Here is a 13,027-nt window from a genome sequence, read left to right on the forward strand (position 1 = left end):
AGAAATGTTTCCATTAATTCCGCTTCAAACGAAGCACTAGAGTCAAATTGACACTTTTAAGAATGGAGAGTTAGAAGTTTCCATTAATTCCGCTTCAAACGAAGCACTAGAGTGAAGCAATAGGTCAAGCATTAATTCAGCAGACTCTCTCGTTTCCATTAATTCCGCTTCAAACGAAGCACTAGAGTTAAAAAATTAAAACATGTTAGTTTTTCTCTAGCAGTTTCCATTAATTCCGCTTCAAACGAAGCACTAGAGTGATTAAAAAAAATACTGAAGAGCAAAAAGTAAGAGGTTTCCATTAATTCCGCTTCAAACGAAGCACTAGAGACGAGATGCTCTAAAAGAAGTCCTAACTCATTAACGTTTCCATTAATTCCGCTTCAAACGAAGCACTAGAGAGCTCTCAACATTGAGTCCGTCACAAACAGCCAACGGTGGGGTTTCCATTAATTCCGCTTCAAACGAAGCACTAGAGGTGATATACGAGTTTTTGTTTTTCGGTCAAACTCCAGCTGCGTTTCCATTAATTCCGCTTCAAACGAAGCACTAGAGAATGGTTTTGGGAGTCGCATTTTGGACCTTTAGTTTCCATTAATTCCGCTTCAAACGAAGCACTAGAGGCCGGGTATTTACTCACATTATTTTCACGTAGCAGGTCAAGTCGTTTCCATTAATTCCGCTTCAAACGAAGCACTAGAGGCAGTTGAAAGGGGAGGTCTTGACCCTGAAACTGCTGACGTTTCCATTAATTCCGCTTCAAACGAAGCACTAGAGCTGATCGAGTGTCTGAAAGAGTAAAAAATCCTAATCGTTTCCATTAATTCCGCTTCAAACGAAGCACTAGAGACAAAGCAAAGATTCCGTTTTAAACCAACCAAAGTTTCCATTAATTCCGCTTCAAACGAAGCACTAGAGTGGATACCGTGTACCTCTTGTATCTGAGTATCCAAAGTTTCCATTAATTCCGCTTCAAACGAAGCACTAGAGACAGAATTTCATTCTGTACTTAGACAACGATAAATCCTATTGTTTCCATTAATTCCGCTTCAAACGAAGCACTAGAGAGTTCAGTTTTAGAACCACGACACAGTAAGACTTTCAGACCCCCAAATATACACGCCCCTTTGATAAAAAAATCAACAAAGCAATTTTTGCCAAAATGACCACCCTCAAACCCGCTCCTGGCAAAGCACATACACGGGTAAACGAGAGAATCAGGGTTTTAGCGATTCTCAGAGGCGTGTATGTGGGGTATCATGCAAAGATGAAAAACTACCTTTTAACCATTCCTTAAAGACTATAAATGACTAAAAAAGCACTGCTATTCATTTTAAAAGTTTCTTTATACCTACCTCCTTACTTTTTATCTTAACTTTAAGTATACAAATTGTCAACCCCTTTGGAAAGTCAGAAGTTAGAATTTAGAAGTCAGAAGTCAGGAGTCAGATTTTTTTTCAAATTTGATTTTTCGGCGTTGCTGATTCTGGGTATGATGCAAGCCCCCCTAGCCCCCCAATTTTGGGGGGAATAAAACTCTAGAAGTCCCCCAATTTTGGGGGATGCGCGGGGGCTTGAATCGCGTATTCATACTTTAAATTCAGCAACGCCGATTTTTCAGATATTCTAAAATACTATTTGCCACATATTCAGCTAACTTTACAGGAACAGCATTACCAATCATTTGTTCTAAATTTGTTTTACAACCTTCCCAAATAAAACCTTCAGGAAATGTCTGTAAATAGCTTCTTTCTATTGTTGTTAATGGTCGAATTTCTGAGGATAATTTTGCTGAATCTCCTGGATGATTTTGATAAGTTTGAGGAATTGGTCGATTCACTCCTCTGACCGTAGCACTAGGTTCATCAATACTAAATATTGCTCGTCTTTTATAACTTCTGGGATGACGATAATAATGTTTTATTTCTAATTTATCCCCAAAATAATCTTTAACTGTCATCGGTTTTTTGGCTAAATAAGTTTCTAAGTATGGTTCAATTTCTTTGTCTTTACCTCCATAAACTCCTATCAAAAAAAATCTCTTTCTCTTTTGAGGCACCCCACAGAAACTTGCATCAATAATTTTTTCACTCATGCCATATCCAGCAGCTTTAAAAATCTCTTTAGTCATTCGATATTTTGTATATTTAATAAATTGACTAACATTTTCCATCACAACAATTTGAGGCAAAATATTAGCCACTATTTGAGCAAAGGAAATAGTTAAATTTCCTCTACCTAAATCTTCATTACGCTTGCCTGCACTAGAAAAGTCTTGACAAGGAGGACCGCCAATAATTAGGTCTGGTTTAACTTGAATAAAAGTTTGATAATTAAAATCAGTTTTGCTCAAATCATATTGATAAATTGGGTGATTAAAATTTTGACGATAGACCTTAATTGCTGGCTCCCAGTTATCAAAAGCAGCAACTATATTAAAACCTGCATTTTGAAAGCCTAACGACATACCACCACATCCACAGAAAAGGTCAATTACGTTTATTTTGTGCATCTATATTCCAAATAGCAGTCAGCAATTAGCATTATAGTTCTCAGCTTTTAATATTGTATATGATGGTAATATTAGGAAAGCGCTGTTATTAAATGATTAAATTAGAACTAATAAGGAGGTAATGTTATGACTATTATTCTTGATAATTTAGAGCCAGAAATCCTGGAAAAATTACAGAATCAAGCTTTAAATAACGGTAGGACTTTAACAGAGGAGATTCAAGTTATTTTGACGAAAGAATTAGCAAATAAAACAATTAAAACTCCTGAAGAATTAGGATGGAGTAGAGGTTTCTTTGAGAGAACGGCTGGTTCTTGTGCAGATGACCCTATTGTAATTGATAATGGAGGCATTGATGAAAGTTTAGATGATAGTGTGCAAGAATGTTTCTGAAGGGTAATTTCAGTTATAAGTTATCAGTTATCAGTTAGCCTCCTCCGGAGGAACTGCGTTAACATTACCTCTGCAATAAGGAGGATTTTCATAAGAAATAGTCTCTTTTTTTATTCCTTTAAAAAGGGAGGTTTTAGACTACAATTTTTCGGTTAAAGATGAGGTATTTACTAGACACTAATGTAATTGTTAGGTATTTGAATCGGCGCTCTACTCTAATCAGAGAAAGACTAAAGCAAATAGCTGTTAAGGATGTGTTTGTTTGCTCTGTCGTCAAAGCTGAGTTATTTTATGGTGCAAATAAAAGTAATAATCCTGCCCAAACATTATTAAGACAAAAGGAGTTTTTGTCAGAATTTATTTCGCTTGATTTTGATGATAAATCAGCGGAAGTTTATGGCATAATTCGAGCAAATTTAGAGAAAAAAGGGACTCCTGTAGGGAGTAATGATTTACAAATTGCTGCCATAGCAATGGCAAATAATTTAACTTTAGTTACTCATAATACTAGGGAATTTGAACGAATTGACGGGCTAATTTATGAGGACTGGGAAGAGGAGAGGGAGTGAGGAGAATTCGGAGCTATCTTGGTTTCATTATTTGGGCTTAAAAATTCTGTAAGTCCCAATAGTAGGAGCAAACAACTTTTCGCCCCTACTAATTTTTCCTATCTCTCTCTAGAGACAATATTAACCAATATTTACCTTCACAACTTTATTCTTTTCTGCTTCAGCTTTAGGTAAATGTAGATGCAAAATACCATCTTTATATTCAGCTTTTACTTGGTCATTTTGAACCCTCGCTGGTAGAGAAATTACTCGTTGGAAAGCACCGTAACGAAATTCAGAACGAGTCATACCTTTTTCCTCAGTTTTAACTTCCTGACGACGCTCTCCTTTAATTGCTACAGCTTCCGCAGTTACTTGTACATCTACATCCTTAGCTTCTAAACCAGGAATTTCCAGTTTTAAATCAATAGCATCATGGTTTTCTTCCATTTCTGCTGCTGGTGTAAATGCTATTCCTTTTTCCTCACCTTTTAAATCAATAGCATCATGGTTTTCTTCCATTTCTGCTGCTGGTGTAAATGCTATTCCTTTTTCCTCACCGTTTAAATAAGGAGCAAAATTGTCAAAAACACGATTCATTTCTTTCTGTAATGAATCAATTTCACGCCATGGAGAAAAACGTACAATAGCCATAGTTGTTGCCTCCTAAATAAATGTTTTATGTATGAATTGAATTGGTTGTTGTTTCTAATTGTAGGGGCGAATGGCATTCGCCCTTAAGTTCGGTTAATAACAGAGATGCGATCGCAATTTCCGTACTTCAGTTTTCAAACTACCAAAAACAAACCCTTGAAAACTCAGTTGAAGTTGTTTTCATTCAACTTGTCTTTAATGTAATCTAAGTAGAAAAATAATTGAATTCGGTTCCTTCCTACTGTGCGATCGCAATTTCCGAACATCTATAATTTTCTGGCAAAAAATATCGTTGTTAGTTTCTATAGAACCCCTAAGTGGTATCTTTGTATGCAGTATGTGTTTTTGGTTACGGTCTTCAGTTAGGGTTTCCTTTGGTAGAGCGACCTACAGGACTGGTGAAGTCAGGAAATTCAGCAAGGAGAATAGGGGAAAAAAGTAGAAAAATACTCCCCACTCCCCTACTCCCCCACTCCCCCACTCCCCTACTCTCCTACTCCCTCTTTTCTAATGTCCTCTAGGATTTTGACAAAATACATAAGTATCAAACATTGCCCCCACTAAACTAAAAGTGACAGCAATAACCAAACATCCTTGGCTGGGATGGCCATTGCCAAACGTGGCCAAGAAATGCCAAATTTGGGCAACACCAGATTGACCAATTGTCCGTAAACTGGGAAAATGACTAATTAAGGCAAAGCTCGTCCAGCTAGCCCCAATTAACACAATAGGAGTTACAAAGCTAAAGATACTTGTAACTAACAAAGAACGTAGAAGATTAGGCAAAATATTCATATATGTAAAAATAAGTTCAGTCAGAATGCCACCTCAGTCGCAAGTAAGCCTATATGGCTTACTTTCTAAGATAGAGAGCGATCGCTTAAAATCAGTCAATCTGTCAGAAAACTTCAACCTTGGTTAAACAATCTTGTTGAAGATTGGTAAATTTCTCTCATTCATTTCCTTTAGTGTTCTAATTTATTAATTTCTATTGAGTAAGGTTACTTTTAAGTTAAATTTCGGGGTATGGGGGCAACGGATGTTGGCGGCAGCATATTTAGCAGGCCAAGTCTTTTTTCATGTCCTAAAGGGCAAAATTCATCGTCGTAACACTGTTGAGCAAATGGCGATAGTTGGTCCAGAATCATTACTTATTGTCTTACTGACAGCTAGTTTTGTAGGTATGGTATTTACCATTCAGGTTGCCAGGGAACTTGTTTCCTTCGGTACAGCTAATATGGTTGGGGGTATGTTGGCTATAACTTTAACCAGGGAACTAGGTCCTGTATTGACAGCAGTTGTTGTCGCGGGGCGAGTAGGTTCGGCATTTGCAGCGGAAATTGGCACAATGAAAGTGACAGAGCAAATTGATGCTCTATATATGCTGAAAACCGATCCGGTAGATTATTTAGTTATTCCTAGAGTTATTGCTTGTGCTGTAATGATGCCAATCTTAACTTTGTTATGTTTGATAGCTGCTATATTGGGAGGACTTATGGTAGCAGTTAATATGTATGATATTCCCCAGAGTATATATATTAGTTCTGTCCATACTTTTCTAACACTTTGGGATTTGTGCAGTGGATTAGCTAAATCAATGGTATTTGGTGTTTTAGTTGCTGTAATTGGTACAAGTTGGGGTTTAACTACTACTGGTGGGGCGAAAGGAGTAGGCCAATCTACAACTACAGCAGTTGTGACAGCCTTAATATCTATTTTTATCTTTAATTTCTTTCTATCTTGGGCAATGTTTCAAGGTGTTGGTGGAGCAATGAAGCAAAGTTTTTAATGTTAGGGAATAGGGGTGATGGGGAGATGGGGACCCACCCCTCGCCCCTCCCCCTCCCAGGAGGGGAATTTGGGGTGATGGGGAGATGGGGAGTAGGTTTTTTAAATTCTTGATTTTTGCTTTCCTTCTGTTAATCTAGGAGCAGGCCAACTAATTATTTTGTTATTTTGTTTGTAAATTATATCAAATCTGTTTTATTGGACATAAAAAAGTTCTCCAATCGTCATAACTACGCTCATCTTTGTAATTCTCTCTCCTTCTGACTCCTGACTTAATCATTCTATAACTGTTTAACCGGATTTGATATTAAAAGTCAAAATTAGTCACTTATGTCTGACCTATTGTCAACGAAAAACTAAAAACATTCATTTGAAATTGATTTTTAGGAGCGTAATTTTGATGATTTTAAGCAAATTAGATTTTTCTGAGTTTTGAGGATGTTTAAACTGATAAATTATTCATGCTATCTATCATATTAAATCCCGTAGCATCGGTGTTATTTAATATTAAAGATAAGAGTCTATGATCTAGGGATAAATGGCAATTCACCCTTACCCATTGTATGAAAATCGAAAGAATTATATTACTCCGATTTCTCGGGAACCGTAGCCAACGAACTTGATATTACTACCTTTTACATAAATAATTGTGCCATTGAGCAAATAAAATAAAACTATGACTACTATTTCTACATCCGAAGCCAAACAAACTATCGAACTTGCCCCTAATTATAAAATTCCTCTAGTACTAATAATTAGTGCATTGCCTTTGGCCTTTTGGCAACCATGGGTAAGTCTAGCGATCGCTCTATTTGGTCTATTTCTATTATTTCAAACAGCAACTATCCGTCTTAAATTTACTGATATAACCCTAGAAGTATATCGTTCAGAAAAACTAATACGAAACTTTCCTTATCAAGATTGGCTAAACTGGGAAATATTCTGGTCTCCTGTCCCAATTTTGTTCTATTTTAGAGAAGTTAAAAGTATCCACTTTCTACCAATTATTTTTGACCCTAAAACACTGAAAATTTGTCTAGAAAAACACTTACCCTCAAATCAGAATTCAATAGAAGCGTAGTCAATCTCTGTTATACCAAGGGTGAAAAAAGAATGCTATATTTTAAGTGGTACTTCAATTATTAAGTAATTAACACAGACTGAATAACTTTTTTGATAATTATTAGCTAGTTATTGTTAATTATTCTTATTTTTACTTCTCGCTCTCGGACATTGCATACAACGTCCCTACCCACTCCCCTATTTCCCCTCCTGGGAGGGGTTAGGGGTGGGTCCCCCGCAATGCGAAAATTTAGCAAACATTTATCACCCTTGATATTACTCGTTCCCTTTGAGCAAATATCTACAAAAGCTTAAAGTAGAAAATGAAAACCATTCAGTTTAAAACTCTGGATGAAAATAGCATAAAGTCTTGATAATTTTTTTCCCATTATGTACCCAGACGAAACACAACCAGAAGAACAAAAAAACCAATCAACAACAACTTCAAATAATATAAATGAAATAGTTCCTTCACCTTGGGATTTAGATGAAGAGGTTGAGACTCAAGTCATTCCAACAGATGAACAAAGTGTCAAACCTTACAAAACTGCTGTAACTCAACCAATAGATGCAGAGTATGTTCCATTAGTTGAAGAAAATTCTACAGATACTCCTAATATCAAGGAAGAACCTACAATTCCCCCAATTGTAGAAGAGAATTCTACAGATACTCCTAATATCAAAGAAGAACCTACAACTCCCCCAGTTGAAGACATTGAAATAGAATTAACACCACCAGTTAATGGCCTTCAACAGCAACAAGAAGAAAATTTAAAGGAAGAAATAGCTACTCTACAACAAACCAAGGCCAAATTACAGCAAGAAATAATGGCGCAAACTGAGGCCATAGGGCGTCTGCTACCTGAAGCTTTGAATCAGTTGGAGTCCCGTAGACAAATATTGCAAGTAGAAGTCGAAAAACTAGAACGTCGCAAAGAACGTATTCAGAAAGAGATGCGAACTACTTTTGCAGGTGCTTCTCAAGATTTAGCAATTAGAATTCAGGGATTTAAAGATTACTTAGTAGGAAGTTTACAAGATTTAGCTCTTGCTGCCGAACAGTTAGAATTAACCCCACAGATACAGGAACCTCCAACGCCTTCTGTTATGGAAAATTCTCCTCGGTCTGTCAGAAATGCTGAAACTCCTCAATTTGCAGAAATGGGTTTTGAGGAGCAAGCTAGACAAATTCGCCAAATTCTTGATGAATATCGGAAGATGCCAGATTATTATGGCCCGCCCTGGAAATTACGGCGTACATTTGAACCTATTCATGCAGAAAGAGTTTCTAACTGGTTTTTCGTTCAAGGTGGTCGTGGCGCCCTGCGAACTATGGGTAGTCGCTTGCAAAATATTTTGGTTGCTTCGGCAATTTTTTCTGTATTAAGAGATTTGTATGATACACGAGTACGCGCTCTGATACTTGCTAATTCCCCGGAACGTTTAGGAGAATGGCGTCGGGGTTTACAAGATTGTCTAGGGATTGACCGCCGTGATTTTAGCCCAGATAGAGGTGTAGCTTTGTTTGAAGACCCAGAAATCTTGGCCCAAAAAGCAGATCGATTGGTAAAACAGGGAAAATTACCGATAATTGCGATCGATGATACGGAAGATAGAATTAGTCTCTCAATGTTACAGTTTCCTCTGTGGTTAGCTTTTGCTCCTGAACCTGGAGCTCAAAACTCAATAGATAGATTTTGAAATTGAAGAAGGAAGAAGGAAGAAGGAAGAGGGAAGAAGTGAAGAAGTGAAGAAGAAAGAAGGAAGGAAGGAAGAAAAAATCGATGGGGACTCAAACCCCAACCAATTATAAACACTGTGTAGATGCTGGGGTATTAAACCCAAAATAAAAAAATCAAAAATTAATAGCTAGATTGATGACAATATCGCAGTCAAAGGAAAGGGTCTGGACATATCAAAAGCTTAAAACTCAGACAATGCAAAATTTTTCCTTCTTTCTTTTTCTCTCCTAGATAACTAAAACCTCCTTCCCTCTTCCTTATTCCTTCTGCTATATCTCAAAGAAGTATAAATATTTCTCAATTGGAGCAAGCAAAAAGCTAATTCAGAGGGATTCTGGATATAGAAGCAATAATTAGCTATGCTAAATTTGTTCCTCCTATTGATGCTTTTTTTAAAGGAATAATTTAATGATTAGCTGGTTATTATTAAACGGAGTAATATTAATTATTGCCTATTTATTGGGTGCTACTCCTAGTGGTTATTGGATAGGTTCGTGGTTCTACGGAATCGATATTCGCGAACAAGGTTCGGGTTCTACAGGTGCGACGAATGTATTAAGAACCGTCGGCAAATGGCCTGCTTTGGCTGTGTTAATTATTGATATTTTAAAAGGGGTATTAGCGATCGCTCTAGTCCGCTATATTTACTCTCTTTTGTTTGCGCAAAACTTAACTATTACTGCTGGAATACCTGATGTTTATATAGCAAAAGAATGGATGGTAATCTTAGCAGGACTAATAGCTATATTCGGTCATACTAAGTCTATTTGGATTGGTTTTAAGGGAGGCAAATCAGTTGCTTCTAGTCTGGGTATTTTGTTAGCAATGTCTTGGGTTGTCGGTTTAGGAACACTTTCTGTATTTGCTGTATTTTTAGCTATTAGTCGTATTGTTTCTCTGAGTTCTATCATTGCTGCTATTTCTGTTTCTGGGTTAATGTTTTTCACAGGTCAACCACTGCCTTATGAAATATTTGCTATTACTGGTGGTATGTATGTAATTTGGCGTCACCGCAGCAATATTGAACGACTTTTAGATGGTAAAGAACCAAGAATTGGGCAAAAGTTGTCAACGGAATCTTAGAGGTTGTCTGAGAAGTCCCATTTGCTACATCTAAGCCCCCGCGCATCCCCCAAAATTGGGGGACTAGAGCAAGCAAATTGACTCTTGTTCCCCCCAAAGTTGGCTTGCTCGGGGGGCAAAATTCAGTGCCCCCGCGCATCCCCCAAAATTGGGGGACTAGAGCAAGGAAATTGACTCTTGTTCCCCCCAAAGTTGGCTTGCTCGGGGGGCAAAATTCAGTATCAAAAAACTTTTCAGATATCCTCTTAGTTGAAGAAGGCAGAAAGCAGAGAGCAAAAGGGAAAATTGTTTATGTATAGTCTCCCCTACAACCCAAATTTATTGTCCTAACCAAAAGACGCAGTGCTATAAAACCTTCTTCTTTCTTCCTTCTTCCTTCTGAATGAATTGTTGAAGTTCTAATTTTCCAATTTTCTCCAAATAGCTAAACCCCCTCCTCTTCCTCTCGCAGCAATAAATTTTTCTTGAATCAAAAAGTAAGCAAAAAAAGCTTGCTTTCCCACACTTTCAGTGGCAAATTTATCTTCACTTTCTTGACCACCTCGAATATATCCAGAATAGAGTTTTACTCCTAATAATTTGACTGTAATTTTTGTAAAATCAAACGCCAAAATATTTTTTTTGTCTATAAATTTTGTCGGACCAGAAAGAGATAGTTTTAAACCAGCAAATTCCACAGTATTTTCTACCCTACCTATTTCTAATTGCTCAAGTGTTTCAGAAGTATTGAGAGGAGAAAAATAGGAGAGCATAATTTTTACAAAATTCGGAATATAACGTCCAGTTCCCAGAACAATACCTGCTCGTTTTCTAGTTTTTTTCGTACCAGTAATAAAACATAATTGCCAATGGCCCGATAATTGCTCAATATTGTATTTTTTGTCTTGTTTTTTTGACTGTTTTTCAATTTGAATAAGTGCAGAGACAACAGAATATGGAGAAGGTTTATTCGGAGATTTTTTGATAATTGAATTAGCTGTTGTTTCTATTATTAGTAAATCTTCCATGATATTCTTGAAGAAGGTTTTAGGTTTGAGATGTTATATATATTTGATCGAGTAATTTTACAAAACTTTTTTTTGAGGGAATAGGCAACAGTTAAGAGAGATATTTATAGGAAATCTCGATCCAAAAAATGTAAATGTTGAGCATGGTATTATATCATGTCCGGTAGCATCGGTATTGTATAGCAAAGGTAAGGAAGAAGTAAGAAGGAAGAGAGAAGAGGAAAGAAGAGGGAGGAAGGTTATTGAGCAAGAAAAAAATCTAAATTTCCTCTAGATATTCACCCTTGGGTTTACACAAACGATACCAACGGACATGATATTACTCCTTTTGTGAAAAATCTACTTCTCGATAAATTTCGCAGAAAAGAATTTATACTTGAATATTTGCTAAATTTATGGTATTTTTTCCTAAAAATACTCTGTAGTCTCTTCTAAAGCAAAATATTTTTCAGTTTAAATTTCCATGCAGATAACCTCTATTATTTTGCGATCGAACTAGGAAAAGGTCAAACCCTTGTAATTGCTTGCTTACATTGTGGAATTTTTATGGAAGCTTTTGGAGTTGAAGACACGACCTCTAATTGGGCCTGTCTTAACGAAGTCAGAACTCAGAACTCAGAACTCAGAAGTTAACCCACCCCCGCCCCTCCCAGGAGGGGAGCCAGGAGGGGAAGTAGGGGATTTGAGCAACTCTCCAAAAACCCGATCGCCTTAAAAGGCGGGGTTGCGCAACCCAATTATTTTGATAATTTATCTGATGGGCACTGAGTTTTTGGTCAATGATACAAAAGTTGGACCGATCTGAGCTTTCGTAATAGGATTAGTATTAATCAAAAATCCTATTGAAATCATTAAAAAATCTAGTTTGACCGTTCCTAGGAGATATAATGCAACGATTTTTTTTCAGTATTCTACTGCTGGCTTTTATGGGAAATCTAGTCGTTCCACAGAAGGCTAGAGCAACATTAAACAGTAACTTGGCAAAAAATAACTTGAAAGTCAATAGTAGCTTGACTGTTAATATTGATGGTCTGAAGAATCAAAATGGACAAGTTTGCCTCAGTCTTTTTTCAGGCAGTCAAGGATTTCCCAGTGACGGCGATCGCGCTTTGCAAGTAAAGTGTGTCGCTCTAGAGGAAGGGACTCCCGCAATTACATTTGAGAACTTGAAACCAGGAAGTTATGGCGTTGCTGCCTTCCATGATATTAATGACGATGGCGTTTTCAATCTTAATGGCCTTGGCATCCCCAAAGAAGGTTTTGGCTTTTCGAGAGACCCAAAAATTTTCACTGGTCCTCCAAAATTTGGAGATGTAGTTGTAATTATTGTCGGTCCAAAAAACAATATTCGGATTAAATTGCAATATCTTTTAGCTAGAGCGTCGAGAAGCCTCACACCATAATTGAAAATTTGGTGACCAGATGAATCGACAGTAAATTAATGGGACTCGATGTGCCATTAATTTACAAATTTTATGTTATGATAGACTCAAGCTGGTTTGAGTTAACAACCGCCAGTGATGAACCATGAAAATAAAATAAGGTATGGGGTTATATCCCATCCATCCTAGTAATCCGTTGGGAATGTAAAATCTGATTGCGGGGCTAGGTGAGCAGCTTTTTTATTTGCAAAAAGGGCGGCGGGGCATCCCGTCCTTAAAGCTCGTGGAGTCCGATGCAATGGCAGGACTATGAAGCGAGAAGCCCACGCTATACCTTTGGGGTTAGGGTGGGAGTATGTCACGAAGAGCGGCATAGTTCAAAAATATAGCGCTATGTAAAAGGCAACAGGGAGAATAAATACAAAAGGGTTTCAACTTTTATTAATCTCCTAACCTTACAGCGCTTTTCATATTGATGAACCACATCTTCACAAGCAAAAATCTTGCAGGGAGAGGATAGCCATTCCCCCTTACTGTTATGTTCGTAGAGCGTTTCCGCAGGAAACAACACTTTTAGAGGTTGTCTGAAAAGGGCTTTGATGTAGCAACAAAGCCCCCTAAATCCCCCAAAATTGGTTGAATCTTACCAGCTAATGGATTCTTGTTCCCCCCAGAATTGGCTTGCTCGGGGGGCAAAATTCAGTATTAAACAACTTTTCAAACATCCTCTTACCGAAAAATTGGGTTTAAAGCCTTGCCCTTTTAGGGCAACTTTATGTTATACTTATAAAAGCGGCAAAGGTATTTAACCGCTCTAAAAACCTAGCTACTAATCGTAGCAAACTAGCACCTTGAA

General features: G+C 37.3%; 11 protein-coding genes and 1 CRISPR repeat array (1 of these 12 running past the window's edge). Of the genes, 7 read left to right on the forward strand and 4 right to left on the reverse strand.

Annotation, left to right across the window (positions count from 1 at the left end):
* Positions 1–1,067: direct repeats of the CRISPR family, unit length 36 nt; unit sequence GTTTCCATTAATTCCGCTTCAAACGAAGCACTAGAG; it begins 216 nt to the left of the window's first position.
* A gap of 533 nt (positions 1,068–1,600) precedes the next feature.
* Positions 1,601–2,512 carry a DNA cytosine methyltransferase gene (locus F6K15_RS01225; RefSeq protein ID WP_293056101.1) on the reverse strand — a complete coding sequence of 304 codons (912 nt, stop codon included), beginning with the start codon at positions 2,510–2,512 and terminating at the stop codon, positions 1,601–1,603.
* Between the two features lie 126 nt (positions 2,513–2,638).
* Between F6K15_RS01225 and F6K15_RS01230 the strand changes: the two genes are divergently transcribed.
* The gene (locus F6K15_RS01230) at positions 2,639–2,905 is read left to right on the forward strand and encodes a hypothetical protein (RefSeq protein ID WP_124146854.1); all 267 of its coding nucleotides are present in this window, start codon (positions 2,639–2,641) and stop codon (positions 2,903–2,905) included.
* Between the two features lie 158 nt (positions 2,906–3,063).
* The gene (locus F6K15_RS01235; protein ID WP_293056109.1) at positions 3,064–3,474 is read left to right on the forward strand and encodes a type II toxin-antitoxin system VapC family toxin; all 411 of its coding nucleotides are present in this window, start codon (positions 3,064–3,066) and stop codon (positions 3,472–3,474) included.
* Positions 3,475–3,594: 120 nt separating this feature from the next.
* Here the strand turns inward: F6K15_RS01235 and F6K15_RS01240 are convergent, their stop codons facing one another.
* Both F6K15_RS01240 and F6K15_RS01245 read right to left on the reverse strand, forming a co-directional pair.
* The gene (locus F6K15_RS01240) at positions 3,595–4,107 is read right to left on the reverse strand and encodes an Hsp20/alpha crystallin family protein (RefSeq protein ID WP_293056111.1); all 513 of its coding nucleotides are present in this window, start codon (positions 4,105–4,107) and stop codon (positions 3,595–3,597) included.
* Positions 4,108–4,614: 507 nt separating this feature from the next.
* Positions 4,615–4,902 carry a hypothetical protein gene (locus F6K15_RS01245; RefSeq protein ID WP_293056113.1) on the reverse strand — a complete coding sequence of 96 codons (288 nt, stop codon included), beginning with the start codon at positions 4,900–4,902 and terminating at the stop codon, positions 4,615–4,617.
* Positions 4,903–5,098: 196 nt separating this feature from the next.
* Between F6K15_RS01245 and F6K15_RS01250 the strand changes: the two genes are divergently transcribed.
* From F6K15_RS01250 to plsY, 4 genes are all read left to right on the forward strand, one after another.
* Positions 5,099–5,896 (forward strand): MlaE family lipid ABC transporter permease subunit, encoded by a 798-nt coding sequence (locus tag F6K15_RS01250; protein ID WP_293056116.1) that lies wholly within the window; start codon positions 5,099–5,101, stop codon positions 5,894–5,896.
* 675 nt (positions 5,897–6,571) lie between these two features.
* Positions 6,572–6,976, forward strand: a complete 405-nt coding sequence (locus F6K15_RS01255) for a DUF3119 family protein (protein ID WP_293056119.1) — start codon at positions 6,572–6,574, stop codon at positions 6,974–6,976.
* A 371-nt stretch (positions 6,977–7,347) separates the two neighbouring features.
* Complete coding sequence (locus F6K15_RS01260) at positions 7,348–8,658, forward strand: DUF3086 domain-containing protein (RefSeq protein ID WP_293056122.1); 1,311 nt, start codon at positions 7,348–7,350, stop codon at positions 8,656–8,658.
* A gap of 449 nt (positions 8,659–9,107) precedes the next feature.
* The gene (gene plsY, locus F6K15_RS01265) at positions 9,108–9,782 is read left to right on the forward strand and encodes a glycerol-3-phosphate 1-O-acyltransferase PlsY (protein ID WP_293056124.1); all 675 of its coding nucleotides are present in this window, start codon (positions 9,108–9,110) and stop codon (positions 9,780–9,782) included.
* A 398-nt stretch (positions 9,783–10,180) separates the two neighbouring features.
* Here plsY and F6K15_RS01270 read toward each other — a convergent pair whose 3' ends face one another.
* On the reverse strand, positions 10,181–10,789 hold the full coding sequence (locus F6K15_RS01270) for a hypothetical protein (RefSeq protein WP_293056125.1): 609 nt from the start codon (positions 10,787–10,789) through the stop codon (positions 10,181–10,183).
* Between the two features lie 887 nt (positions 10,790–11,676).
* Here F6K15_RS01270 and F6K15_RS01275 point away from each other — a divergent pair.
* Complete coding sequence (locus F6K15_RS01275; protein ID WP_293056127.1) at positions 11,677–12,192, forward strand: DUF2141 domain-containing protein; 516 nt, start codon at positions 11,677–11,679, stop codon at positions 12,190–12,192.
* The last annotated feature ends 835 nt before the right edge of the window (positions 12,193–13,027 follow it).

Source organism: Okeania sp. SIO2B3 (genome assembly GCF_010672525.1).
Classification (GTDB): Bacteria; Cyanobacteriota; Cyanobacteriia; order Cyanobacteriales; family Microcoleaceae; genus Okeania.

Excerpts from the sequence above, each read along its gene's own strand:
- F6K15_RS01225 (WP_293056101.1), bottom strand. The coding sequence starts at position 2,512 with ATGCACAAAATAAACGTAATTGACCTTTTCTGTGGATGTGGTGGTATG.
- F6K15_RS01230 (WP_124146854.1), top strand. The coding sequence starts at position 2,639 with ATGACTATTATTCTTGATAATTTAGAGCCAGAAATCCTGGAAAAATTA.
- F6K15_RS01235 (WP_293056109.1), top strand. The coding sequence starts at position 3,064 with ATGAGGTATTTACTAGACACTAATGTAATTGTTAGGTATTTGAATCGG.
- F6K15_RS01240 (WP_293056111.1), bottom strand. The coding sequence starts at position 4,107 with ATGGCTATTGTACGTTTTTCTCCATGGCGTGAAATTGATTCATTACAG.
- F6K15_RS01245 (WP_293056113.1), bottom strand. The coding sequence starts at position 4,902 with ATGAATATTTTGCCTAATCTTCTACGTTCTTTGTTAGTTACAAGTATC.
- F6K15_RS01255 (WP_293056119.1), top strand. The coding sequence starts at position 6,572 with ATGACTACTATTTCTACATCCGAAGCCAAACAAACTATCGAACTTGCC.
- F6K15_RS01260 (WP_293056122.1), top strand. The coding sequence starts at position 7,348 with ATGTACCCAGACGAAACACAACCAGAAGAACAAAAAAACCAATCAACA.
- plsY (WP_293056124.1), top strand. The coding sequence starts at position 9,108 with ATGATTAGCTGGTTATTATTAAACGGAGTAATATTAATTATTGCCTAT.
- F6K15_RS01270 (WP_293056125.1), bottom strand. The coding sequence starts at position 10,789 with ATGGAAGATTTACTAATAATAGAAACAACAGCTAATTCAATTATCAAA.
- F6K15_RS01275 (WP_293056127.1), top strand. The coding sequence starts at position 11,677 with ATGCAACGATTTTTTTTCAGTATTCTACTGCTGGCTTTTATGGGAAAT.